The sequence below is a fragment of the Stappia albiluteola genome (assembly GCF_014050225.1).
GTDB classification, from domain to species: Bacteria; Pseudomonadota; Alphaproteobacteria; order Rhizobiales; family Stappiaceae; genus Hongsoonwoonella; species Hongsoonwoonella albiluteola.
Genome location: NZ_JACFXV010000029.1, coordinates 63,948 through 88,705, shown reverse-complemented (window position 1 = coordinate 88,705; position 24,758 = coordinate 63,948). Strand labels below are relative to the sequence as shown.

The 24,758-nt window shown below is 61.9% G+C and carries 25 protein-coding genes; 16 read left to right on the top strand and 9 right to left on the bottom strand.

What is annotated here, in order from left to right:
* The first annotated feature begins 375 nt into the window (after nucleotides 1-375).
* The gene (locus tag H2509_RS01290; RefSeq protein WP_182161508.1) at nucleotides 376-1,308 is read left to right on the top strand and encodes a ribose-phosphate pyrophosphokinase; all 933 of its coding nucleotides are present in this window, start codon (nucleotides 376-378) and stop codon (nucleotides 1,306-1,308) included.
* Nucleotides 1,309-1,402: 94 nt separating this feature from the next.
* On the opposite strand, the gene H2509_RS01285 is transcribed toward H2509_RS01290, so the two are convergent.
* From H2509_RS01285 to H2509_RS01270, 4 genes are all read right to left on the bottom strand, one after another.
* Entirely contained in the window at nucleotides 1,403-3,052 is a 1,650-nt protein-coding gene (locus H2509_RS01285) for an EAL domain-containing protein (RefSeq protein ID WP_328804942.1), read from the bottom strand.
* Between the two features lie 348 nt (nucleotides 3,053-3,400).
* The gene (locus H2509_RS01280) at nucleotides 3,401-4,237 is read right to left on the bottom strand and encodes an ABC transporter permease (protein WP_182161504.1); all 837 of its coding nucleotides are present in this window, start codon (nucleotides 4,235-4,237) and stop codon (nucleotides 3,401-3,403) included.
* Nucleotides 4,227-4,997 carry an ABC transporter ATP-binding protein gene (locus H2509_RS01275; protein WP_182161502.1) on the bottom strand — a complete coding sequence of 257 codons (771 nt, stop codon included), beginning with the start codon at nucleotides 4,995-4,997 and terminating at the stop codon, nucleotides 4,227-4,229. The genes H2509_RS01280 and H2509_RS01275 overlap by 11 nt, the downstream gene beginning before the upstream one ends.
* A gap of 46 nt (nucleotides 4,998-5,043) precedes the next feature.
* Nucleotides 5,044-6,075: an ABC transporter substrate-binding protein gene (locus tag H2509_RS01270; RefSeq protein ID WP_235974579.1), complete on the bottom strand. Its 1,032-nt coding sequence runs from the start codon at nucleotides 6,073-6,075 to the stop codon at nucleotides 5,044-5,046.
* Between the two features lie 270 nt (nucleotides 6,076-6,345).
* On the opposite strand from H2509_RS01270, the gene H2509_RS01265 reads away from it, so the two are divergent.
* Genes H2509_RS01265 through ychF form a run of 3 tightly spaced genes read left to right on the top strand, consistent with a single transcriptional unit; the run spans nucleotide 6,346 to nucleotide 8,852 of the window.
* Complete coding sequence (locus tag H2509_RS01265) at nucleotides 6,346-6,969, top strand: 50S ribosomal protein L25/general stress protein Ctc (protein WP_182161500.1); 624 nt, start codon at nucleotides 6,346-6,348, stop codon at nucleotides 6,967-6,969.
* 41 nt (nucleotides 6,970-7,010) lie between these two features.
* Entirely contained in the window at nucleotides 7,011-7,751 is a 741-nt protein-coding gene (gene pth, locus H2509_RS01260; protein ID WP_182161498.1) for an aminoacyl-tRNA hydrolase, read from the top strand.
* The gene (gene ychF / locus H2509_RS01255; protein ID WP_182161496.1) at nucleotides 7,752-8,852 is read left to right on the top strand and encodes a redox-regulated ATPase YchF; all 1,101 of its coding nucleotides are present in this window, start codon (nucleotides 7,752-7,754) and stop codon (nucleotides 8,850-8,852) included.
* Between the two features lie 18 nt (nucleotides 8,853-8,870).
* On the opposite strand, the gene H2509_RS01250 is transcribed toward ychF, so the two are convergent.
* Nucleotides 8,871-9,698, bottom strand: coding sequence for a glycosyltransferase family 25 protein (locus tag H2509_RS01250; RefSeq protein ID WP_182161494.1), 828 nt, complete (start codon nucleotides 9,696-9,698; stop codon nucleotides 8,871-8,873).
* Between the two features lie 180 nt (nucleotides 9,699-9,878).
* Here H2509_RS01250 and H2509_RS20785 point away from each other — a divergent pair, with 180 nt between their 5' ends.
* The 10 genes from H2509_RS20785 (at nucleotide 9,879) to H2509_RS01200 (ending at nucleotide 17,259) form a co-directional block, all read left to right on the top strand.
* A complete protein-coding gene (locus H2509_RS20785) occupies nucleotides 9,879-10,337 on the top strand; it encodes a MaoC family dehydratase (protein WP_182161492.1) in 459 nt (152 codons plus the stop codon).
* A complete protein-coding gene (locus tag H2509_RS20780; protein ID WP_182161491.1) occupies nucleotides 10,334-10,819 on the top strand; it encodes a MaoC family dehydratase in 486 nt (161 codons plus the stop codon). The genes H2509_RS20785 and H2509_RS20780 overlap by 4 nt, the downstream gene beginning before the upstream one ends.
* A 321-nt stretch (nucleotides 10,820-11,140) precedes the next feature.
* On the top strand, nucleotides 11,141-11,701 hold the full coding sequence (petA, locus tag H2509_RS01235) for a ubiquinol-cytochrome c reductase iron-sulfur subunit (RefSeq protein ID WP_182161489.1): 561 nt from the start codon (nucleotides 11,141-11,143) through the stop codon (nucleotides 11,699-11,701).
* A 28-nt stretch (nucleotides 11,702-11,729) separates the two neighbouring features.
* Entirely contained in the window at nucleotides 11,730-12,989 is a 1,260-nt protein-coding gene (locus H2509_RS01230; RefSeq protein WP_182161487.1) for a cytochrome b, read from the top strand.
* A gap of 36 nt (nucleotides 12,990-13,025) precedes the next feature.
* The gene (locus H2509_RS01225) at nucleotides 13,026-13,862 is read left to right on the top strand and encodes a cytochrome c1 (protein WP_408022655.1); all 837 of its coding nucleotides are present in this window, start codon (nucleotides 13,026-13,028) and stop codon (nucleotides 13,860-13,862) included.
* A 121-nt stretch (nucleotides 13,863-13,983) separates the two neighbouring features.
* The gene (locus H2509_RS01220) at nucleotides 13,984-14,859 is read left to right on the top strand and encodes an S-methyl-5'-thioadenosine phosphorylase (protein ID WP_182161483.1); all 876 of its coding nucleotides are present in this window, start codon (nucleotides 13,984-13,986) and stop codon (nucleotides 14,857-14,859) included.
* 92 nt (nucleotides 14,860-14,951) lie between these two features.
* Nucleotides 14,952-15,500 carry an adenine phosphoribosyltransferase gene (locus tag H2509_RS01215; protein WP_182161481.1) on the top strand — a complete coding sequence of 183 codons (549 nt, stop codon included), beginning with the start codon at nucleotides 14,952-14,954 and terminating at the stop codon, nucleotides 15,498-15,500.
* Nucleotides 15,501-15,504: 4 nt separating this feature from the next.
* Complete coding sequence (gene bluB / locus H2509_RS01210; protein WP_182161479.1) at nucleotides 15,505-16,206, top strand: 5,6-dimethylbenzimidazole synthase; 702 nt, start codon at nucleotides 15,505-15,507, stop codon at nucleotides 16,204-16,206.
* Nucleotides 16,207-16,284: 78 nt separating this feature from the next.
* Nucleotides 16,285-16,635 carry a hypothetical protein gene (locus H2509_RS01205; protein WP_182161477.1) on the top strand — a complete coding sequence of 117 codons (351 nt, stop codon included), beginning with the start codon at nucleotides 16,285-16,287 and terminating at the stop codon, nucleotides 16,633-16,635.
* A gap of 144 nt (nucleotides 16,636-16,779) precedes the next feature.
* On the top strand, nucleotides 16,780-17,259 hold the full coding sequence (locus H2509_RS01200) for a GNAT family N-acetyltransferase (RefSeq protein ID WP_182161475.1): 480 nt from the start codon (nucleotides 16,780-16,782) through the stop codon (nucleotides 17,257-17,259).
* 17 nt (nucleotides 17,260-17,276) lie between these two features.
* Here the strand turns inward: H2509_RS01200 and H2509_RS01195 are convergent, their stop codons facing one another.
* The 3 genes from H2509_RS01195 to H2509_RS01185 all read right to left on the bottom strand — a co-directional run bounded on the left by H2509_RS01195 (nucleotide 17,277) and on the right by H2509_RS01185 (nucleotide 22,065).
* On the bottom strand, nucleotides 17,277-19,118 hold the full coding sequence (locus tag H2509_RS01195) for an ABC transporter ATP-binding protein (protein ID WP_182161473.1): 1,842 nt from the start codon (nucleotides 19,116-19,118) through the stop codon (nucleotides 17,277-17,279).
* Between the two features lie 60 nt (nucleotides 19,119-19,178).
* Nucleotides 19,179-19,730 carry a hypothetical protein gene (locus H2509_RS01190; RefSeq protein ID WP_182161471.1) on the bottom strand — a complete coding sequence of 184 codons (552 nt, stop codon included), beginning with the start codon at nucleotides 19,728-19,730 and terminating at the stop codon, nucleotides 19,179-19,181.
* A gap of 487 nt (nucleotides 19,731-20,217) precedes the next feature.
* Entirely contained in the window at nucleotides 20,218-22,065 is a 1,848-nt protein-coding gene (locus H2509_RS01185) for an ABC transporter ATP-binding protein (RefSeq protein ID WP_328804940.1), read from the bottom strand.
* A gap of 166 nt (nucleotides 22,066-22,231) precedes the next feature.
* On the opposite strand from H2509_RS01185, the gene H2509_RS01180 reads away from it, so the two are divergent.
* Entirely contained in the window at nucleotides 22,232-22,705 is a 474-nt protein-coding gene (locus tag H2509_RS01180) for a tRNA (cytidine(34)-2'-O)-methyltransferase (protein ID WP_182161469.1), read from the top strand.
* Between the two features lie 17 nt (nucleotides 22,706-22,722).
* On the top strand, nucleotides 22,723-23,634 hold the full coding sequence (hemF, locus tag H2509_RS01175; RefSeq protein WP_182161589.1) for an oxygen-dependent coproporphyrinogen oxidase: 912 nt from the start codon (nucleotides 22,723-22,725) through the stop codon (nucleotides 23,632-23,634).
* A 65-nt stretch (nucleotides 23,635-23,699) separates the two neighbouring features.
* On the opposite strand, the gene H2509_RS01170 is transcribed toward hemF, so the two are convergent.
* Nucleotides 23,700-24,704: a TIM44-like domain-containing protein gene (locus H2509_RS01170; protein WP_182161467.1), complete on the bottom strand. Its 1,005-nt coding sequence runs from the start codon at nucleotides 24,702-24,704 to the stop codon at nucleotides 23,700-23,702.
* Between the last annotated feature and the right edge of the window lie 54 nt (nucleotides 24,705-24,758).

Sequence of the window (24,758 nt, the reverse complement as noted above, 5' to 3'; positions counted from 1 at the left end):
CGGCCGACGATGAAGCCGTTTAAGCCAAACCGCTGGAGCGTTGCCCGAATTCACCTTGTCGGCGTTGAAACAGCTTCAATTCGCAAAAAACACTCCGAAACGCATCTGATTGGTTGTCGGCTCGCGGTTCGGTTGCTAAAACGCCGCCGCCCGCCGGGGGTGGGCGAGGCAGGCCGGCAATGGTTTCCCGATGGCGGAGCGGATTTTCCGCGGCGGATAGACCTCGGCAGGCATGAAAACGAGACGTCCGATCGGCCAGGCCGGGGAATCGGTCCCGCGGCGCGAACCGAACGGCAATAATGAGACTGTGTCCCTGTCGTACCGCTGCCGAGGGCGCAAAGAGCTTCGGCATCTCACATAAAGGACTTGCGGGCTATGAAGATCGTCGCAGGCAACTCTAACCGCGCCCTTGCCGAGGAAATCTCGGCCTATCTCGACGTACCCCTGGCAAGCTGCCAGGTTCGTCGCTTCGCCGACCAGGAAATCTTCATCGAGATTCAGGAAAATGTGCGCGGCGAGGATGTGTTCGTCCTGCAGTCGACCAGCTATCCGGCAAACGATCACCTGATGGAACTGCTGATCCTGATCGATGCGCTGCGCCGCTCCTCCGCGCGCCGCATCACAGCCGTGATTCCCTATTTCGGCTATGCCCGGCAGGATCGCAAGCCCGGCCCGCGCACACCGATCTCCGCCAAGCTGGTCGCCAACCTGATCACCCATGCCGGCGCCGACCGCGTCCTTACGCTCGATCTCCATGCCGGCCAGATCCAGGGCTTCTTCGATATACCGACGGACAACCTCTATGCCGCGCCGGTGATGACACGCGACATCAAGGAGCGCTACGAGCAAGGTACGGCGATGGTGGTTTCGCCCGATGTCGGTGGCGTGGTGCGCGCGCGCGCACTTGCCAAGCGCATCGACGCTCCGCTCGCCATCGTCGACAAGCGGCGCGAACGCCCTGGCGAATCCGAAGTGATGAACATCATCGGCGACGTCTCCGGCCGCGACTGCATCCTGGTCGACGACATCGTTGATTCGGGCGGCACACTTTGCAACGCAGCGGAAGCGCTGCTGAACAAGGGCGCAAAATCGGTGACCGCCTATATCACCCACGGCGTTCTCTCGGGCGGGGCCGTTGCCCGCGTTTCCGCGTCGAAGCTCAAGGAACTGGTCATAACCAATTCCATCGAACCGACGGCCGCCGTACTCGCCGCTCCGAATATCCGCACGATCTCGATTGCGCCCCTGATGGGCGAAGCAATTAACCGGACCGCATTGGAAAAATCGGTTTCAAGCCTCTTCAACTGATATCGGCAGGTGGCCAGCTGCCGGATATACGGATGAAAAAGCCCGCAGGAACATTCCTGCGGGCCTTTTTTTGCATGTAGCAGCAATGGATCGGTCAACTGCAGCACTTGATATGTGGCCCCTCCGGAGCGCCAAGCGGGCGGGAATCCGGGCTTCGGACCAGGCTTTGACCAGACGGCGACGAACCAAGCGGACGAGGCCCGTCGAGCGAAACGATCTTGCCGCCGCGATTGCTCTTTCGCAGCAGGTCGATGAAGTCCTCAACGGGCAACGGTTTGGAGAACAGAAAACCCTGACCTTCCTGAACGCCCAGGGCCTTGAGCACCGCCAACTGTTCGGCCTGCTCAATGCCTTCGGCCACCGTCATCATGCCGAATTCGCGTGCGACGGTGACAAACATTTCAACGAGCGTGCGCGTCCTATGGTCCGTGGCGACCGCATCCACGAATAGCTTGTCGATCTTCACATAGGCTGCGCCCAGCGTCTGCAGGGAAGAGAGGCCATTGTGACCGGTGCCTGCGTCGTCGATCGCCACGGTGATTCCATGCTCGCGCAGTTCCGATGTCACCTGGCGCGCACGGGCGAAATCGGTAATTTGCTGGCGCTCCGTGACTTCCACGACAAGGCGTGCCCGGGCAAGTCCGGCACGATGAACCAGCTCGCAAAGTCGCGTGACGAATGCCGCCCCGAGGAACTGCTCCGGCGTGACGTTGAAGCTGAGCTTGAGGTTGGGCCTTTCGGCGAGCATTTCCGTCAGTTGAGGACCGGCACCGCAGATTACCGCTTCAAGAACGCCGTCGATAAGGCCGCTCGATTCGGCAAGCGGAATGAATTGGGCGGGTGAGACCATGGTGCCGTCGCGCTTGATCCACCGGGCCAGCAACTCGCAGCCGACGATCTCGTTTGAGCCCAGCGAGATGATCGGCTGGAAATAGGGACGGATCTCGCCCAACCGCAAGGCCTTGCGCAACTCGGCCTCAGCTGATTGCGGACGCATCAGCAAGTGGCCCATTACCGCACCCAACACCGCCGCAAAGGCAATGGCGACAATGTCGACGAAGATCGGAACGTCCTGGTTCCAGGCCGCAAGCACATTCCGGTCAAGACCCAGAACCGATATCAAGGGATAGCGTGGAGAGCGGGCCTGCCGTATATCGTCGAACTCGCGCCGCCCGCCGATCGAACTGATTTCCGGCCGGTAGGAGGCGACCTGCCGATGGCCCTCCAGAAGAAGGGTCACCTCACCGAAGTCGCGCAGCTCGGCCGGCAGGATGTCGAAAAGCAGACTATCCGTAACAAGGATGGCAGCGGCTTCGGCGCCTTCCTCGAAACTCCAGGAAACGCCAAGGCCGGGTTTTCCGTCCTGCCGGGTTTCGAACAGGCTGATCCGCGGATTGCGCGATACAAGGCGCGGAGCGCTGAGCACCTCGCTGATGTCGCTGAATCCGGCATGGTCGAATGCCTGGCACGAACCGCGATGGTCCGCAACGACGATATTCTTGATTGCACCGGTGGAAAAAACGGCCCGGCGGATAATGGATAGAGATGCCGGATCGCAGGAAAAATGACCCTCGGCAAGTAGATCGCCCAAGGTGATGACGGCCTGATCGACAGCCAGTTCCGCGCGGGTTATCGCACGCTGTGTAAGCTCGCCGACCTGCTTGTCGTTCCATGCGTCGATAAATCTGGCATACAGGAAGTGCGTACCACCTAAACTGCCCAGCGCCGCAAGGCAGATCAACACAACCAACAATATTCCGCGCTTCATAAAATCTGTCCCGCAATTCCTGGACCAATGGCTATCCGCAACTCATTTCGTAGTCTTTAAGCGCCCACCAGATCGCAATTGCCGGGCCTCGCAACAATCACCAAATGGCAACATCGGCGGTAGCGGTACGGCACAGGACGTAACCAATGCAAATTCGTGCAAAGCGCCGTTCGCACGCTGCACATCATAGAAATATTCAGTAAAATCAGTCTGTTGATCGATAGATCGAAATTCGCTGCGGTCGCGTGACAGCTCAATGCCGGCACCATGGGGGCGGCCAGATCATTTAATATCAACCCTAAGTCACGACGCCGTGAGGCAATGCTATCCGCGCCAGCGAAGCAGCACAGCTTCGGCACGCCCGATCAGCCAGCCCACTGCCAGGCCCATTGCCGAAAGAAGCGCGACGCCGGCGATGAGCTGATCGGTCGCCATCAGACTTCCGGCCGTGAGGATATAGGCGCCGACGCCATACTCGGCCCCGATCATCTCGGCCGCAACGAGCAGGATGATGGCAATCGACGCGGATATCCGACAGCCGGAGAGTATCGCCGGCAAGGCGCCGGGAATGATGATCTTCCGCAGGATCGACCACCAAGACAGGCCAAACGACTGGCCCATGCGGATGAGGGCCCGATCCACGTTGTCCACGCCGCCGTAGGTCGCAATCACGGTTGGAAAAAAGGTGCCGAAAAGAATGGTCGCAACCTTCGACCCTTCGCCGATGCCGAACCAGATGACGAAAAGAGGCAAGAGCGCGATTTTCGGAATCGGAAAGAGCGCGGAAACGAGCGGCAGGAGACCGGCCCGCGCGAGCGAAAAAAGGCCGATCGACATGCCGACCGCCATCCCCAGCAGCGACCCGAAAGTCCATCCTAAAATCAATCGATAAAGGGACGCACTCAGATGCTGCCATAGGAGCCCGCTCTCGGCGAGATAGCGAAATGCCTCGAACGCCTCGGATGGCGCTGGCAGGACGAGACTGCTGATCAGCCCGCTGCGCGACCCCATCTCCCACAGCACGATCAGGACCGCGAAGACGAGCGGCGCGACAAAGCGGACCGGACGCGGGCGAAAGCCGCCGCCGCGATAGGGAACCGGCCGGACTGTCTCCATTTCCGGTGGCCGGCCGAACGAGCCTGCTTCCACATCAGCCGACATCGGCAAGCTCCCGATCCGCCGCTAGCGCTTCCTCACGCATCAACTCCCACAAATGCCGCTGGCGCTCTTCCATAAGCGCCAAGTTCCGCATGCGCTCGCCCAGCGGCACATCGATCTCCACCACCTCGCGGATCCGGCCGGGTCGACGCGACATGACGACGATACGGTGACCGAGGCGCACGGCCTCGGCCAGATTGTGGGTGACATAGCAGGCGGTGAACGCTTCCCGCTGCCACAGGTCGATGAGGTCGTCCATCAGCAGTTCGCGCGTCTGGCTGTCGAGAGCGGACAGCGGCTCGTCCATCAACATGACTGCGGGCCGAACGCTCAGGGCACGCGCGATTGCGACCCGCTGCTTCATGCCTCCGGAAAGCTGGCGCGGCAGCGCCTTGCGAAAGTCGGTCAATTTGGTGCGGCGAAGCACATCGTCGATGATCGCCGAACGCTCGGCGGCCGAAAGCCGGTGGTCCTCCAGCGCGAGGCTGATATTGCCCTCCACGCTGCGCCAGGGCAGCAAGGCGAAATCCTGAAACACATAGGTGAGAGGGTTGAGCGAGCCAGACGGCGGCTCGCCCCGCATCAGCACCTCACCCGCCTTCGGGTGCTCCAGGCCGCCGATCAGCCGCAACAGCGTCGATTTTCCGCATCCGGAAGGGCCGATGATGCAGACGATTTCCTTCGCGGCTATCTCGATGGAGATATCGGCGAGGACCTCCGTTCGATCGTAGCCGTGGCTGACGCCCCGCAGAATCAGATCCATGAACCTCAAAGCGCGAGGCGGGCACCTCCCGCCCCGCTCCTTCCCATCAATAGGTTTCGACGAAACTCGGATCGACCAGCATATCGATCGTGATGGTGTCGGAGACCATCTTTTCGGATTGGAACCAGGCAAGCTGGTCCTTCACGCTTTCGAGGTTCAGCGCGGCATCGCCATTGATGCGCATGGCTCCGCTGCGAATGGCCGGCGCCACCTTCTCGAAGGGCTGGTCGGCGCTGACGTATTTATGAATCAGCTGCAGCACCGCCTCTGCTTCGTCTTCGCCGGCGCTTTTGTCGACGAGTGCTGCATTGAAGTCCGCCGCTCCCTTGGAAAACGCGGCGAGGAAGCGCTTTACGAGATCCTTGTTTTCGGAGGCAATTTTCGCGGACGTGAAAACGGTCGTCACCTGGTAGCCGGGAATGTAATCGGCAACCTGACCGATCTCCATCACCTCGCCGCTCTGCACCAGCGTTTCGGCAATGTTGGGCACGATCGCCCAGGCGTCGATCTGCCCGCTCTTCAACGCGCCAATGACCGCACCTACCTTCTGCAGAGGTTTCAGGGGAATCTCCGATGCTGGAATTCCTTCCTTCTCTGCAATCTTGTGCGCCATGTAGTGGAAGGACGAGCCCGTCTGCGTGATGCCGAAGCTGTGGCCTTTCAGGAACGAGGGCGCGGTCACCCCCTCCTCGTAAGCCTTTTTCGAAACAAGGATCTTCTGGCCAGGAATCCCTTCCTCCTCGCTCAACGCACCGCCAATGACCTTCACAGCGCCCTTTTCGGCGAGATTGATCAGTCCGCCTGAAATAGCGGTGATACCGAAGTCCACGTCACCGGATGCGATCGCAACGGCCATTGGCTGGGCGGCCTGAAAATATTCGAACTCGACATCCAGCCCCTGATCGGCGAAATAGCCGCGCTCGAAGGCAATGAAGCTCGGCGCATGCGAAGCGAGGCGGAGCGCCCCTACCTTGATCTTTTCGGCGGCCGAGGCCGCACCGGCCGTTGAAACCGCGACGGCGGCCGTTAGAAGCAACGCCTTTCCAAGCCGGCCTGCCAGCATTCTCCACGCAGCCATTTCGTATCCTCCCGCTCGCCTGCCTCGTGACCGCGGCAGTTCCTGTCGAGCGCAGACCGTGACCCGCTCCAGCGGACGTGTCAATTGCGTGGCGTAATGACGGGAAAGGGAACGCGTCTTGCCCTTTGCTCACCCTTCGGCTATAGGTCGCCCGCGCGTATTCTCACCCCTGGAGGAGATACGCGGGCAGGCTGGCGGGCCGGTACGCTCAATGGAACTTACCGGTTTTTCCGTCGGCTTTTTCACGTCACCACCCGAAGGAGTACCGCCATGGCTGTTGGCTATGAGCTCAAGGCTTCGCCGCGTGATCGTGTGGGCAAGGGGGCCGCTCGTGCGCTTCGTCGCGAAGGCCTGATTCCCGCCGTGATCTACGGCGACAAGAAACCCGCCCTCCCGATCGCCATTCCGGTGAAGGAAACGACCGTCCTGCTACACAAGGGCGGCTTCATGACCCATCTCGGCTCGATCGAGGTCGACGGCGAGACACACCGCGTCATCGCCAAGGATTACCAGCTCGATCCGGTCCGCGACGACCTGATGCATGTCGACTTCCTGCGTGTCGCCTCCGGCGCGACGCTGACGGTCGAAATCCCGGTTCACTTCCTCAACGAGGAAATCTGCCCGGGCATCAAGCGCGGCGGCGTCCTGAACGTCGTGCGCCATGCGATCGAAATGACGGTTCCCGCCGACGCCATTCCGGACGCGATCGAAATCGATCTCGCCAATGCGCAGGCCGGCGACTCCATCCACATCTCGGCGGTCGCCCTGCCCAAGGGCTGCAAGCCGACGATCACGGATCGCGACTTTACCATCGCCACCATCGCCGCGCCGGCCGGCCTCAAGGAAGAGGCTGAAGAAGGCGAAGGCGAGGACGAAGGTAACGGCGAAGACTAATCCGCACGCCTTCCGGCTGCGCTCATCCGGTAAGAGACCCGATGCGACTCATCGTCGGCCTTGGCAATCCCGGCCAGAAATACGAGCGCAACCGCCACAATGTCGGGTTCATGGCGGCGGATGCCATCTTCCGCCGCCATGCCTCCTTCACTCCCTGGCGCGCCCGCTTCCAGTCGGAGGTCTCCGAGGGAATACTCGACGGGCAGAAGGTGCTGCTGATCAAGCCGCAGACCTACATGAACGAGTCGGGCCGCGCCGTCGGCGAGGCCGCGCGCTTCTTCAAGATCGCTCCCGCCGATATCTGCGTCATCTATGACGAACTTGACCTGCCCCCCGGCAAGCTGCGCATGAAACAGGGCGGTGGCCACGGGGGACACAACGGCATCCGGTCAATCTCCGCTCATGTCGGCCCGGATTTCCGCCGGCTCAGGATCGGCATCGGCCATCCGGGGTCGAAGGATCGCGTGACGCACTGGGTGCTGGGCGATTTTGCCAAGGCGGACAACGCCTGGCTCGAGCCGATGCTCGATGCGATTGCCGCAGAAGCGGGATTGATCGCCTCCGGCCAGGACGCCCAGTTCGCCAATCGCCTGCATCTCGCGCTGGAACCAGCGCGGCCGAAAGCGGCAAAGACGCCCAAGCCCGGCCCTGCGAAGGCGGCGAAGGACAAGCCGGCCGATCAGGACACACGGCCTGCAGGCACGGGCGTGGAAGGCCCCAAGCCAGGCGGTCCGTTCGCGGATGCGCTCAAAAAGCTATTTGGATCGAAAGGATCGGACTAAATGGGATTCCAGTGCGGTATTGTTGGCCTGCCGAATGTCGGCAAGTCCACTCTTTTCAATGCCCTGACGCGCACGGCCGCTGCGCAGGCCGCCAATTATCCCTTCTGCACGATCGAACCCAATACCGGCGACGTGGCCGTGCCTGATCCGCGCCTGACCGCGATTGCCAAGGTCGCCGGCAGCGCCAATATCGTGCCGACTCGGCTCACCTTCGTCGACATTGCCGGCCTCGTTCGCGGCGCCTCCAAGGGTGAAGGCCTCGGCAACCAGTTCCTAGCCAACATTCGCGAAGTCGACGCTATCGCGCATGTGCTGCGTTGCTTCGCCGACGACGACATCACCCATGTCGACGGCAAGATCGACCCCATCGCCGATGCGGATACGGTCGAGACCGAGTTGATGGTCGCTGATATGGAAAGCCTGGAGCGCAGGATCGCGCCGCTGCGCAAGAAGGCATCCGGCGGCGACAAGGAGGCCAAGGCCGTCCTGCCGATCATGGAAGCCGCGCTTGCCCTGCTTCAGGACGGCAAGCCCGCCCGCCGGCTGGAACTTCACTCTGCAGAGGAACGCAAGATCCTCGACGGCCTCAACCTGCTGACGGCAAAGCCGGTTCTCTATGTCTGCAATGTGGACGAGGCCTCGGCGGCGACAGGCAACGAACTCTCCACCCGCGTCATCGAAAAGGCCAAAGCCGAAGGGGCTGCCGCCGTCGTCATTTCTGCCGCGATCGAAGCGGAAATCGCCCAGCTTGCCGATGCGGAACAGGCCGAATACCTGGAATCCCTCGGTCTGGACGAACCCGGCCTCGACCGGCTGATCCGCGCCGGCTACGAACTCCTGGGTCTGATCACCTATTTCACCGCGGGCCCGAAGGAAGCCAGGGCCTGGACTGTAGTCAAGGGGACGAAGGCGCCGGGAGCCGCCGGCGTGATCCACACGGATTTCGAGCGTGGCTTCATCCGCGCACAGACGATCGCCTACGACGACTTCGTGACGCTGGGAGGCGAAACGGCGGCCAAGGAAGCCGGCAAGGCGCGCGACGAAGGCAAGGAATACGTCGTAAAGGACGGCGACGTGATGCTCTTCAAGTTCAACACGTAAGAGCATGCCCTGTTTGAGTTACGTGAGCGTGCCGTCGAAGGGAACCACCACTTCTCGCGCCGTCAGCCTGCGCCAGACATTGCCGGGCACGCGGCGCGCCATGAGCATGATATCGCCGGCCTCGTAGACGAGCTTGCGCGGCAGGGAAGATGTATCCCGCTTGCGTTGAACCTCAGCCCGACGCCCTTCCCGTATCAGGCGGTCCGACATGATGTCGCTGTCCCGGCCGAATTTGGCCGGATCCGCGAATTGCCGCTGAATGACGAGGGCGGGTTCGATCTGCAGCACATGGAGCGGTGCATTGCGCCCCGCCGCCTCCGGATCGAAAAGCAGGTAATCGACCTGAATCCGGGTCGATAGATAGGACCCGCACAGTCTTTCGGCCCCCTCGCGCGACAGGATATATCCGGCCGAGCCGTATTGCCTGTTTCTGAGCCTGGCCGCGCGAAGGCTGCTTGTGCCGACAGGCGCGGGCCGCCCCAGGAGAGCCGGCTTCGGTGAACTCTCCAGTCGGACGACTTCCGCCCGCGGGTCTATCCAGCCCGGGTCCCCGAGCAGGCCGGCAAGGCGCGGGGAAATCAGGATGTCGTCCTCGAAGATCGCCATATGGCTCTCATCGGAGGCAAGCAGCCGTCGCCACAGGCTGAAGTGGCTGCAAAAGACGCCGATCTCCGAAGGTCCGAGACACCCCGGAGCAAAATCGGGAAAGCCTTCCTTCTCCAGGGCCGCCTCGCCGTCAAAAGCGGCAAATCTCTCGAAATCAATACCGGCGGCACCAAGCAGGTCGCTCACCTGCGCCAGGCGATCCGGCCGGCGATCCAGATTGATCACGAAAGCCTTCAGCAAGAAGTCGGTCCTCGGTGCGGAAAATGGAGCGAGTTCGAACGCCAACCCAGGCTGTTTCTATCATAATGTCTGGATATCACCGCCGACGGAGCGACCTCAAGCACGGAGCTGCCGCTACTGCGGGTTCCAAGCCAACTGATCACCTCGACAGGGGATCCGAATTGCCTCTAAAACGGCCTCATGAGCACATTCCGCCACTTTGAGGATTTCACGGTCGGCCAGAGGTTCGATCTCGGCGAAAAACACGTCACGGCCGAAGAAATCATAGCCTTTGCCCGCGAGTTCGACCCTCAGCCTTTTCACCTCAGCGAGGAAGCCGGCAAGCAGTCCATGCTGGGTGGCCTTGCCGCCTCGGGCTGGCACACGATAGCGATGCTGATGCGCCAGCTTTGCGACGGCTTGCTCCTTGCCTCCAGTTGCGTCGGCTCTCCCGGCGTCGACAAGGTGAGATGGATCAGCCCGGTCCGGCCCGGTGACCGACTGAAAATGAGCGCCGAGGTCATTGATACCCGCATCCTGAAATCCAGGCCCGGTCTTGGCATTGTACGCTTTGTCTTCACCATCGCACGAGCGGATGACACGCAGGTGATGACCCAGGAGAATGCGATCATGTTCGGGTGCCGGGAGACGGCGGCATGAGCGAGGTGCTGCTTGGCGCAGAAAGCCGACGCATCGCGCTCGGCAGCTTCACCTTCACCGCCGACGATATCGTGCGATTTGCCTGCGCCTACGACCCGCAGCGGTTCCACCTCTCGGAAGAAGACGCGGCAAAGACGCATTTCGGCAGGCTTTGCGCCTCCGGATGGCATACGGCGGCCGTATGGATGAAACTGATGGTCGCCTATCACCAGCACGCGGCGGAAGAGGCACGTCGCAACGGCGGACGATACCCGATACTGGGCCCCTCGCCCGGCTTTGAAGACCTCAAGTGGCTGAAGCCGGTCTTTGCCGGCGACACGATCTCCTATTTCACCACGGCACTGAAGGTGCAGCCGAGCCGCTCCCGCCCGGGCTGGGGTCTGCTTTTCAGTCACAACGAAGGCGTGAACCAGAATGGAGAAGCCGTCTTTTCCTTCGAAGGGCGGGTTTTCGTGGCGTTGGAAGACACATCCGTTACCTGAACCGTCGCGGCCAACCTTCCGCGGCAGCAGGTTGTCCGTTCGGCCGGGGCACGGCGAAAAGGCGATGGAAAAATGACGCACAACCGCGACAAAGCGTCATTCCGGCCAAAGGCGATCTGGACAACAGGCGGGAACGATGCAAAAAGACCCACCGCTTGTTAGGGTGCTGATTTGACGCAACCAATAGCTCTGTCGGCCTGCCCGGCCGCCAACCCGGTATCTCCACCGGGAATGGCGGATTGTGGCGGGCTGATCGTTCAGGGCAATTCGGTCTGAGGCACCTATCGTCTAGAGCACGAACTGTTTGAAGAGGACGCGACCTTGGCACAGCAGGATACGGTCGAACCTACACGCCGCGATTTTCTCTATATCGCGACCGGTGCGGTTGGGGCGGTCGGCGCTGCGGCGCTTGCATGGCCCTTTGTTGATCAGATGAACCCCGATGCCTCGGCGCTCGCGCTGGCTTCGATCGAGGTGGACGTTTCGGCGGTCGAGGAAGGCCAGTCGATTACCGTGAAGTGGCGTGGCAAGCCGGTCTTCATTCGCAACCGTACCGCGGAGGAGATCCAGGAGGCGAAGTCCGTCCCGGTCGGCGAATTGCCCGATCCGCTGGCGCGCAACTCCAATCTTCCGGCCGACGCGGAAGCGAGTGACACCAACCGCGCAGCGCCCGAGAAGGAGCCCTGGCTCGTGATGGTCGGCATCTGCACCCATCTGGGATGCGTGCCGCTCGGCCAACAGGGCGACTTCGGCGGCTGGTTCTGCCCCTGCCACGGTTCGCACTACGACACCGCAGGCCGCATCCGCAAAGGGCCGGCTCCCGAGAACCTCCTCGTGCCGCCGTTCGAATTCGTCTCCGACACAACGATCAAGGTCGGCTGAGGTCAAACAGGGGTTTTAGGAGACAGCCATGGCTGGACATTCCAACTACGTACCGCAGAGCGCGGCCGCCAAATGGCTTGAAAGCCGTCTGCCGGTGATCTCGCTGATCCGCGGTTCCTTCGTCGATTTTCCGACGCCTAAGAATCTCAACTACTGGTGGACCTTCGGCGGCATCCTTTTCATGGTGCTGATCGCGCAGATCCTCACCGGTGTCGTTCTGGTGATGCACTACACGCCGTCCACGGCGAACGCCTTCGCTTCCGTCGAGCACATCATGCGCGACGTGAACTTCGGCTGGCTGCTGCGCTATCTGCACGCCAACGGCGCCTCGATGTTCTTCATCGCCGTCTACATCCACATTTTCCGCGGCATGTATTACGGCTCCTACAAGGCGCCGCGCGAGATTTCGTGGATCCTTGGCGTGATCATCTTCCTCATCATGATGGCAACCGCCTTCATGGGTTACGTGCTTCCCTGGGGCCAGATGTCCTTCTGGGGCGCCACCGTTATCACCAATCTCTTCTCTGCCATTCCGCTGGTCGGCGAAGAGATCCGCACGTGGTTGTGGGGCGGCTTCTCCGTCGACAATCCGACCCTGAACCGCTTCTTCTCGCTGCACTACCTGCTGCCGTTCATGATCTTCGGCGTGGTTCTGCTGCATGTGTGGGCTTTCCACACCACCGGCAACAACAACCCGACCGGAGTCCAGCCGAAGACCAAGCAGGACACGATCCCCTTCCATCCGTACTACACGGTCAAGGATCTGTTCGCGATCGTCGTCTTCCTGATCCTTTTCGCCTGGTTCGCCTTCTACGTGCCGAACTACATGGGCCATCCGGACAACTATACCGAGGCCAATCCGCTGGTGACGCCGGCCCACATCGTGCCCGAATGGTACTTCCTTCCCTTCTACGCGATCCTGCGGGCCATCCCGGACAAGCTTGGCGGCGTGATTGCGATGTTTGGCTCGATCGCCGTGCTGTTCGTCCTGCCGTGGCTCGACACCTCGAAGGTGCGTTCGGGGACGTTCCGTCCGCTCTTCAAGCAGTTCTTCTGGATATTCGGCGCCGTCTGCATCGGCCTCGGCTATCTCGGCTCGCAGCCTGCGGAAGGTATCTACGTGATCCTGTCGCGGATCCTGACGGCCTACTACTTCGCCCACTTCCTGATCATCCTGCCGCTGCTTGGCTTCCTGGAGAAGCCGAAGCCGCTGCCGGCCTCGATTTCGGAAGCGGTGCTCGGCGCTGGCCAGCCGGCCGGTGCCGTTGCCGGACCGCAAACCAAGTGATCGCGAGCGAGATCGGAGTTTGATGACATGACAGGAATGGTCAAAACCGCTCGCGCGCTCGTTGCGGTCGCCGCCCTTGCCTTCTCCGCGACGGCGTTCGCCGCGGAAGGCGAAGCGCCTCATATCGAAAAGCAGCAATGGTCCTTTTCCGGTCCCTTCGGGACCTACGACCGGGCCCAGCTGCAGCGCGGATTCAAGATCTACAAGGAAGTCTGCTCGTCCTGCCACGCGCTGAAGTTCGTCGCGTTCCGCAACCTGGCCCAGCCGGGCGGACCGGGCTTCACCGAGGAAGAGGCGAAGGTCATCGCGGCCGAATACACGGTGACCGACGGACCTAACGACGAAGGCGACATGTACGAGCGCCCCGCCGTTCTCGCCGATCACTTCCCCTCGCCGTTCCCGAACGAGCAGGCGGCGCGCGCTGCCAATGGCGGCGCCTATCCGCCGGACTTCTCGCTTCTCGCGAAGGCTCGGGCGGCACACCGCGGCTTCCCGGCGTTCGTCTTCGACGCCTTCACGCAGTACCAGGAGCAGGGGCCGGACTATATCTACGCGCTCCTGACCGGGTATGAGGAAGAAGCGCCGGAGGGCGTCGAGGTGCCGGCCGGGCAATATTACAACCCGCACTTCCTGGCTGGAAAGACGCTGGCCATGGCGCCTCCGCTGTCCGACGAGCTCGTCGAATACACGGACGGCACGCCCATGACAGTCGACCAGTACGCGCGTGACGTCTCCGCCTTCATGATGTGGGCCGCAGAGCCCAAGCTCGAAGAGCGCAAGAAGATCGGCTTCCGCGTGATGGCCTTCCTCGTCATCTTCGGCTCGCTGCTCTACTTCACGAAGCAGAAGATCTGGCGCAAGGTCGATCACTGATCGCCGATAACGCCCTTGCTCAGAAGGCCGCCGGAGAAATCCGGCGGCCTTTTTTAATTGACCCGGGCGAACATGAGCCTTCTTGTCCTTTACGGCCCGAAGAAGGAAGGACGTATCGACCATGGCAAGAACCATACTCGGCGTGATCGGCGGCTCGGGAATATACGACCTGCCGGGTCTTGCTGGCGCCGAATGGCGGAGGCTCGAGAGCCCATGGGGCGAACCATCGGACGCCCTTCGATTCGGCGAGATCGACGGGCTTCCGGTCGTTTTCCTGCCACGCCACGGCCGAGGGCATCGCTATTCGCCTTCAGATATCAATTACCGTGCGAATATCGACGTGTTGAAGCGGGCCGGCGTCACCGACCTCGTGTCCGTTTCCGCCTGCGGCTCGCTCAAGGAAGAACTGGCCCCGGGAACCTTCGCTCTGGTCAATCAGTTCATCGATCGCACGACAGCCCGCCAGAAGAGCTTTTTCGGCAAGGGTCTGGTCGCCCATGTATCGATGGCCAATCCGGTCAGTCCGCGCCTCATCGATCATCTGGAAGCCGCGGCACGGACGGAGAAGCTTGCCTGCCGGCGCGGCGGGACATATCTCGCGATGGAAGGCCCGCAATTCTCATCGCTTGCCGAAAGCCGGCTCTACCGGGAATGGGGATGCGACGTCATCGGCATGACCAACATGCCCGAGGCCAAACTCGCCCGCGAGGCGGAGCTTTGCTATGCCAGCGTCGCCATGGTCACGGACTACGACAGCTGGCATCCCGACCATGGCGAGGTCGATATCCAGAAGATCCTGAAAGTCCTCAGGGATAATGCCGCCAATGCCCAGCGCCTCCTTGCCCGATTGGCCCGGGATATCCCCCGCGAGCACGAAGCCTGTCCGATCGGCTCCGACACCGCGCTCGATTACGCGATCCTCACTGCACCGGAGGCTCGCGATCCCGAACTCGTCGCGAAGCTCGACGCTGTCGCGGGACGGGTGCTCCACCGATAAAATTCGCGCTTAAAGCTCGTCGACGCTTCCCTGACTAGGCCAGTGCTGTGTATGCAGAAGGCACGACAGACAAGAACACTGCGAGGCGGGCAATGGGTGCGGACAGCATCTCCGAAGAACTGGTCAAGGCGATCCGCACGATCCCCGACTATCCCAAAAAGGGCATCATTTTTCGCGACATCACGACCTTGCTCGGCGATGCACGCGCCTTTAGGCGTGCCGTGGATGCCCTCGTGCAGCCGTGGGCCGGCTCCAAGATCGACCAGGTCGCCGGGATCGAAGCGCGCGGATTTATTCTCGGCGGAGCGGTGGCGCATCAGCTTTCCGCGGGCTTCGTGCCGATCCGCAAGAAGGGCAAGCTGCCGCACGAAACCGTCCGCATCGCCTACTCGCTTGAATACGGCATCGACGAAATGGAGATGCACAAGGACGCGATCAAGCCGGGCGACCGCGTAATCCTGGTGGACGACCTGATCGCCACGGGCGGCACGGCGGAAGCGGCAACCAGGCTCCTGCAGCGGATGGGAGCCGAGGTGATCGCGGCCTGCTTCATCATCGACCTTCCGGATCTCGGCGGCAGGGCGAAGATCGAAGCCCTTGGCGTGCCGGTGCGTACACTCGCGGCCTTCCCGGGGCACTGACGGCGTGCCGGCGGACAAGAAGGGAGGACGACGCCCTCCCCTCGGCAGCGGGCGGGCGAGCCCATACGACCGTCCGCCCGTTTTCTCGAAAGCTTTCCAGGCACAGTTCGACACGTTGCTTCACTGGCGGCGGGACGTGCGCCGTTTTCTGAGGACGCCACTCCCCGAGGGCCTTGTCGAGGAACTGTTGTCGCAGGCGCATATGTCACCCTCCGTCGGCAACAGCCAGCCCTGGCGCTTCGTGCTGGTGGAAAGCGAGGAAAGGCGCCGCGCCGTGCGGGAAAGCTTCCTGCGGGCCAATGCGAAAGCGCTCGCCAGCTACGACGGCGAGCGGGCTGCGGCTTACGCGCGGCTGAAGCTTGCCGGACTCGACGACGCACCGGTCCACATCGCCGTCTTCTGCGACGAGGCGACCGGACAGGGTTTCGGGCTCGGCCGGCATACGATGCCAGAAATGCTCGCCTATTCCGTCGTTTGCGCCATTTCCACACTTTGGCTTGCCGCCCGGACACGAGGCATTGGCCTAGGCTGGGTCTCGATCCTCGAACCCGAGGTCGTGACCGAGGCATTGCAAGTCGAACGCGGCTGGCGTCTTATCGCCTATCTGTGTCTCGGCTACCCGCAGGAAGAACATAGCGACCCGGAACTCGAACGAGCACACTGGCAGAGCCGGGGAGACGTTCTCGACCGCATCTTGAAACGATAGGGACCGGCGGCATAGCTCAACGACTGGTTAGTTCAATACCGCTTTCAACCTTCCAGACAGCAAAGGAACCAGGTTCCGATGCCGCAAACTGACTTCTCTGATAATCCGACCTGCAAGGCAGCGTTGACATTCGCGAAGGCGCTCTGCGACGGCGACTTTGCCGGTGCCCGTGGCTTGCTGGCCGCGACGCTCAAGGCAGATTTCACCGAGGCAGACCTTCAGCGGGAATTCGATGAGATGACCGACTACGGCGACGGGCCGCCGGACACCGTCGAAGTCATGAATTTTCTGGATGACTGGCCGCAGAAAAAGCCGGGAGATCTCGGATGGGCTTACGTGGCGATTTCCGGCCCGGGCTTCGGCGAAGCCGTAGCAGTCATCGTTACCGGCGAGCGCCTGATACGCGAGATCGAATGGGGGCGCCCGTAGCGACCTGTCCTAACTCCTCGCTCCGTCCCCCCAATCAGGCATTGCAAGTGCGAGGTGACTGACGTCTCATGACCATTGCCTTCGACGAGCATTATCGAGGCAGACACCGATCGCGTCGATCGATCATCCTTGACGGAGACCCGAATGGCCGTAACCATCCGAACGATCGAAGAGGCGGATCATCAGGCAGTCGTCGATCTGCTGACACGGCGATGGACGAGCCCGATGCAGCTTCTCGACGGAGAGATGGTCGATGCGTCTCGGCTACCCGGCTTTATCGCCCATGACGGTGACGAGATTGTCGGCCTTGTGACAGTCATCCATCGCCCGGACGAATGGGAGATCCTGACACTCGATTCGCTCAGCCGTCAGAGCGGCATAGGCACGCTCCTGCTGAACGCAGTTATAGGCGCAGCTGTCGAGAATGGCATGCGGCGCGTCAGCGTGCGCACATCCAACGACAATCTCGACGCCTTCCGTTTCTATCAGCGGCGCGGCTTTCGCCTGGAGAAGGTCAATCCGGGCGTCATCGACGAAGAACGAAAGGTCAAGTCGGAGATCCCGCTGACCGGCGAATACGGCATCCCGATCCATGACGAAGTGGTGTTCGCGCGCAAGGTGTGAGGGACGCCGTTCGCCCCTCACGCCACCGCGGCCGCATCGATGAACCCGCCCGACTGACGCTTCCAGAGGTCCGCGTAAAGGCCACCGCGCGCCACCAGTTCCTTGTGCGTCCCCTCTTCGACGATCCGGCCGCCGTCCATGACGATCAGCCGGTCCATCGCCGCGATCGTGGAAAGCCGGTGCGCGATCGCGATCACCGTCTTGCCCTGCATCAATTCGACGAGGCTTTCCTGGATTGCGGCCTCCACCTCGGAATCGAGCGCGGAGGTTGCCTCGTCGAGCACGAGGATCGGCGCGTTCTTCAGCAAGACGCGGGCAATGGCGATCCGCTGACGCTGCCCGCCGGAGAGCTTGACGCCCCGCTCCCCGACATGGGCATGAAAGCCCTTGCGACCATTCAGGTCCTCCAGTCCGGTGATAAAGGTATCGGCATGCGCCCGTTTTGACGCCCTCATCGCGTCCTCGATGCCGGCGCCCGGCTTGCCGTAGACGACATTCTCAAGAACGGAGCGGTGGAGGAGCGAGGTATCCTGAGTGACGACGCCGATCTCGGCACGCAGCGATTCTTGCGTGACCGCAGAAATATCCTGCCCGTCGATCAGGATGCGGCCGCCTTCAAGGTCGTAGAAACGCAGAAGCAGGCTGACGAGCGTCGACTTGCCGGCGCCGGAGCGGCCCACAAGGCCGACCTTCTCGCCCGGCCGGATCGCAAGCGACAGGTCTTCGATAACGCCCTTTTCCTTGCCGTAGTGAAACCGGATTTTCTCGAAACGGATGCCGCCCTCGCCCACGACAAGCGGTCGAGCATCAGCGGCATCCACCACTTCCCTTTCGCGCGAGATCGTCGAAATACCGTCCTGGACAGTTCCGATATTCTCGAACAGTCCGGAGACTTCCCAGAGAATCCATTCCGACATGCCCTTCAGGCGAAGCGCCAGCGCAATGGCGACCGCGATGGCGCCGGTCGTCAACGTACTGGCTTGCCAGAGGATGATTGCCAGCGCGCCGGTTGCGAAGATCAGCAACGTATTGATGGCGGTCAGGGTGAAATTCAGCACCGTCACCAGCCGCATCTGGCCGTAGACGGTCTTCAGGAAGGCTGTCATCGAACGCTTGGCGTGGGCTTCTTCCCGTGCCGCGTGCGAGAACAGCTTTACGGTGGTTATGTTGGTATAGGCATCGACCACATCGCCCGTCATCACCGCGCGCGCATCTGCCTGCGCCTTGGAGATCGCCTTCAGCCGCGGCACGAAGTAGGTCAGCACACCAACATAGGCCGCAAGCCAAAGCAGCAGCGGCGTCGCGAAAACCGGATTGGCCTCCGCCACGATCACGACTGCCGACGTGAAGTAGACCGTGACGTACACGACGATGTCGGCCATCCGGGTCACCACTTCCCGTACAGCAAGCGACGTCTGCATCACCTTCGTGGCGATGCGGCCGGCAAAATCGTTCTGATAGAACCCGATGCTCTGGCGCAGAAGATAGCGGTGGACGCGCCAGCGCACGCTCATCGGGTAGTTGCCGATCAGTCCCTGGTGAAAGACCAGCTCATAGAAACCCGCCAGCAGTGGCAGGATGACGAGGATCACCACCGCCATCCAGAGCAGCTGCCCGGCATTGTTCGTCAGAAAGGTTTCCCGGTTTTCTTCCGACAGCCAGTTGACGAGGTCGCCGAGGAAGGAAAACACCATCACCTCGAAGATGGCGACGAGCGCCGCAAGCACTGAAACCGCGGCCAGGATCGGCCAGACAGGCTTGGTATAGTGCCAGCAGAAGCCCATCAGCGTATCGGGCGGCGGTCCCTCGGGCCCGGCGCTACGAAACGGATCAACGAGGCGCTCGAAGAGAGCGAACATGAAACCTACTCCCGGAGCACGGCCCGGACGACAAATGCCATCCGGGTCATCATGCTCGTCTCACTGAATGCCAACCTGCCTCTTAAACTCGGAAGCGCCCGAACGATAGGGAAACGCATCCGTTCTGCGAGGCCTCCGTTCAAGCCCGAACCGGTAATCCGATGGGGTATGGAACCGCGGCTCGAAGGGCGCGAGCAGGAACGACATGATGAAAGATATGATCGCCGACGAGACGATGACAGCGCCGTAGAACAGACTTCTCAGCCGGGCGGCGAAATCGGCGGCCGATTCAATGCCGGTTGCCGTGAGCACGCCATCCACGCGCGACAGCTCGCCGATCAGGATCGGCACGAACAGAAGCACAGCCCCCAGAAGCACGGCGACGGCAGCCCCCGCGAAGATCAAGGCAGCCCTGCGGACGGTTTCGGCCCGGCTTTGATCCGGCACTCTTTCCAACTGGCGACGTATGTCGATGTCGGGTCTGTCCGGCTCGGTATCGGACCTCATCGATAAAGGGAACAACATGGCGAACTCTCTTTTTCGTCCGGCAGCGTTGAACTGCCGGTGCTGAAAGGAAATTCGGCCGCCGGGAAAACGGGTCGGAACCCGCATCCGCCTGGTTTGCGCGGTTTCTCTGCAAGGAAGCCCTGTCGAAAGGCGACCCCTTGCAGCTTCTCTCCGGTCGCCTGCCAATCATTGCAGGTTAACGGACCGAAGGAATGCGCACGTGGGCGAATTGGCCGGAGGCCGGCTATGCGAGATATTTTGAGAGGGAAAGCCCGCTATTTACGGGCAGTTCTGGCCTCATCCCGCTGAAGCGATCAGAGGCTCGTCGGTCGGTCAGGCCCGCCTGCGATAACCCGGAATGAATCGGGAAAGGCCGAAGGACGACATGCCGCCGGTGCGGTGTACGTACATGGTGATCATGCAGTCGCTCCTGTTGCAGCCTGAAGCCGGTTGACGATCTCGCCGCGAAAACACCGCAAGGAGCGGCGACAACGAGGGTTGTGAAAATACACAATTCCCCCGAGTGCGCCAGCGTCGAAGTGGATTGGCTGCGGCAAACTGCCGCTCCCGTTGCCTTTTTACAACAACTCTCTCATGCGGCCCGGCCGGCGGCTATGAAGCCGCCCGACTGGCGCTTCCAGAGGTCCGCATAAAGCCCGCCGCGCGCGATCAGTTCCTTGTGCGTGCCTTCCTCGACAATCCGCCCTTCGTCCATAACCACGAGGCGGTCCATCGCCGCGATCGTTGAAAGCCGATGTGCGATCGCGATGACGGTCTTTCCTTCCATCAATTCCGACAGGCTCTCCTGGATTGCAGCCTCGATTTCAGAGTCGAGGGCCGACGTTGCCTCGTCCAGCACCAGGATCGGCGCATCCTTCAGTAACACGCGGGCTATGGCTATTCGCTGGCGCTGTCCGCCGGAAAGCTTCACTCCCCGTTCGCCGACGAAGGCGTCGTAGCCTTTCCGCCCGCGCTTGTCCTCAAGCGCCTGGATGAAGCCATCCGCATGGGCGCGCACCGCGGCGGCACGGATCGCCGCATCGTCTGCCTCGGGCCGGCCGTAGACGATATTTTCACGGATGGATCGATGCAGCAGCGAAGTATCCTGGGTTACCATGCCGACCGCTGCGCGCAGCGAGGTCTGCGTGACGCGCGAGATATCCTGTCCGTCGACAAGAATGCCGCCGCTCTCGAGATCGAAGAAACGCAGCAGCAAGTTGGCCAGCGTCGATTTTCCCGCCCCCGACCGGCCGACGATGCCGACCCTTTCGCCCGGCTCGATCGTCAGGGACAGGTTTTCCAGAACCCCGTCGTCCCTGCCATAGTGGAAGCTGGCATTTCGGAACTCGATCCGTCCGGCGCCGACCCGAAGAGGAACCGCCTCGCGATGGTCGGTCAACGTGACCTTGCGAGTGATCATATCGGCGCTGTCCTGCAGCGTGCCGAGCGCGCGAAACAGTCCGTTCATCTGCCCCATCAGCCGATTGAGCAGGATATTCAGCCGCAGGACGAGCCCCATCACGACGGCCACATCGCCTGCACTTATCCTTCCGCCCTGCCAGGATTGAATGGCCATGGCGGCTATGGAGACGATCATGAGGCCGCTCAGCACGCTCATGGCAGCGCGCACTCCCGTCAACGTGCGGGTGAAGGTTCTCAGCGTGCCGAGAAAGCCGAGATAACCAGCCTTCAGTCCCTCTTCCTCGCGTCCCAGATCACCGAAGAGCTTCACGGTCTGAATATTGGAGTAGGTGTCGACGAGGCGGCCCGTGATCCCGGATCCCGCGTGGGAAACCGCGCGGGCGCGAGCCCTGATCTTCGGTACGAAGAACCGGGCCGTCAGCGCGAAGAAACCGAGCCAGAGCGCGATCAGCAGGGCGAAGCTGCCATCGAGCCCGCCCAGCAGGGTAAGCGTGGATAGGGCGAAGACAACGATGTACCAGATTACCTGAAGCAGCGAGACCATGAAGTCGCCCGCCGCCTGTCCCGCCTGCCAGACCTTCTGGGATATGCGGCCGGCGAATTCGTCCTGAAAATAGCCGAGCGACTGGCGCATGATGCGGTCGTGCGATTGCAGGCGCACCAGGTTGAAGAAGCCCGGCACCACCGCCTGTTCCTCGACCAGGGCCGTCAACACGGCGACGAGGCTGCGGAAAACCAGAACGGCGGCGGCCATCAGCAGGAGCAGCCCCGCATGGCGCAGGAAGAAGCCCTCCCTTTCGCCCTGCTGCATCAGGTCGACGAGGTCGCCGACAAAAACGTAGAGCGCCGCCTCGATCAGCGCGGTCAGGCCACCGAGGATAAGCATGGCGAGAAAGACGCCCCGAGCCTGAGAGACGAAGTACAGCAGAAAGCCGACCGCATCTGACGGCATCGGCCGTTCGGGACGCGCGGCGAAGGGATCTATCCGGCTTTCGAACCAGCGATAAATGCGCTCCACCCGATCCTGCTCCCTGATTTCCCGGCTTCCTGCCTGCGACCATTGGTTATAGGCGATCCGGCAGGGCTTGCCATGCACACTGCGGCGTTTTGCCGGAAAAGCCGAGCCCTGACAAAGCGGCATGCGAATGGTAGGACGGGCGCAAGTTCAATTTGGGATGGGCCCCTTGCCGGACATCGCTCTCTTCGAACCGGATATACCGGTGAATACCGGAACGATCCTGCGGCTTGCCGCCTGCATGGGTACGACCGTGCACCTGATCGAGCCGGCGGGCTTTCCCCTGTCGGATCATTCGCTGAAGCGCGCCGGCATGGATTACCTGGAGCGGGCGGCGCTGCGGCGCCATCTCAACTGGGTCAGCTTCGACGAATGGCGGCGAGGCGAAAGGCGCCGGCTCGTCCTTCTTTCCACGAGCGCTAGCCTGCCCTACAGCGAATTTGCCTTCGGCAGCGACGATATCCTGCTGTTCGGACGGGAATCCGCAGGTGTCCCCGAACCTGTCCATGACGCGGCGGATGCGCGGTTGCTCATCCCCATGGCACAGGGACTTCGGTCATTGAATGTAGCGGTCTCGGCCGCGATGGTGCTGGGCGAGGCCTTGCGCCAGACCGCCTCCTTCCCTAATCAGTCGGCAACATGACGGAGCAAGGCGACACGATGAGCGAGCGCGGCGGGCCGATACCGGCTGATATCGAAGGGAAGAAAGCACGGGCAAGCGCCTGGTTCGCAGCGATACGCGATGAAATCTGCGTTGCCTTCGAAGAACTGGAAGACCGGATCGGAGATCTGGGTGGCCCACTGTCCGAACAGCCTGCCGGCCGGTTCGTACGCACGCCCTGGGACCGGACCAACTTCGACGGGGAAAATGGCGGCGGCGGCGTCATGTCGATCATGCATGGCCGCGTCTTCGAGAAAGTCGGCGTCCATGTCTCGACAGTGCATGGCTCGTTCTCGCCCGAGTTCCGGGGCCAGATCCCGGGTGCTGCCGATGATCCGCGATTTTGGGCGTCCGGCATTTCGTTGATCGCTCATCCGCAGAATCCGAATGTTCCGGCGGTCCACATGAACACACGCATGGTGGTGACGACGCGGCAGTGGTTCGGCGGCGGCGCCGATCTCACACCGGTTCTGGATGCGCGCCGAACGCAGGAAGACCCCGATACGGTCGCCTTTCACGCCGCGATGCGCTCGGTTTGCGAGGCGCATGCAGTCGCCGATTACGATCGCTATAAAGCCTGGTGCGACGACTATTTCTTCCTGAAGCACCGCAACGAGCCGCGCGGCATCGGCGGCATCTTCTACGACTACCTGAACAGCGGCGACTTCGACGCCGATTTCGCCTTCACGCAGGACGTTGGCCGTGCCTTTCGGGAAATCTACCCGAGCCTGGTGGCCGCCAATTTCGAGAAGCCATGGACGGAAGCCCAGCGCGAGGAACAGCTCATCCGGCGTGGGCGCTATGTCGAATACAATCTTCTCTACGATCGCGGCACGATCTTCGGCCTGAAGACCGGCGGCAACGTGGCGTCGATCCTGTCCTCGCTACCGCCTGTCGTTAAGTGGCCATAGAGCATTGATATTGTAGCGAACTCTTGTCACGAAAGGGATGCCGCTTTCGTGACAAGCGCCCCGGCCTATTCGGCCTGCTGGATCGCCGAAACGCGCCAGCCGTCGCCCGGACGGCGAACGAAAGTCCAAAGCTCGGTCGTTTCGCTCGCCTGTTCGGGATCGCCCTCGACCACGCGGTTGGTCGCCCGCTCACGCGTGACGTCTATCGAGGAATAGCGCATGGCAACCGTCGCATATTCGGCCTCCGCCTCGCGCCAGGCTTCAGCGAGGTCGCCTTGTTCCAGGCGAATGTCGCGCACCTCGTTGATAAGGCCCCGGCTTGCGGCGGAACCCAATTCTTCGGCCAGAAAGCCCATGATTTCCGGAGTGGTGCGGGATCTCAACGCAGCATAGTCCTCCCGCCCGTAAGCCTGCCAGACTTCGCTCAAAAGCCGTTCGAACGTATCGAGATCCTCGCCCGTTATTCCGATCTCGTCACCTTCCGAAAAGGCGTTGGCCGGCTGCCGCGGCTCCGAATGCGAAGCGGAACCGGCGCCGATATCGGGAATACGGAAGCTGGAAGCCGCCGAAGTCCGCTGGGCCGGTGCCTCCCGGTAGGAATTCGGGCCGCTCGCGTGCGCAAAGGCAGGCCTTTGCCCCTTGCGGCCCAGAAACCTCATCAGCAACAGGACGCCGCCCACAATCAGCGCCACCTGCAATAGCAAGCCGATGAAGCCCGCAAAGCCGCCCATGCCGTGGCCAAGCAGCATGCCGATCAACCCGCCCAGCGCCAGACCGCCCAGCATGGAGCCGAAGAACCCTCCGCCGAACAGCCCCCGGCGGGGAGCCGTTGCCGTATTCTGCAATGTGTTAGCTCCCGGATTGACCGACTGGCGCGGCGAGGTGCTTTGCTGCGGTGTCGCGGTGCGCGGTGCGGTTGGCGTTGCCTTCGGCGCGGAATAGGTACGAAAGCCCCGGCTGCCGAAGGAAAAGCCACGCTTCGCTTCGGCGAAATCCACGGCCACAAGGCTCAGGCTCAGCGAGACGAGAAGGAGGGCTAAAATATTCCGCGACGACTTCAGAAAGGACATGGATACTCCGGCGCTTTTCTTCCCGATTTTTCGTGCATGAGATGTAGGAAGGCG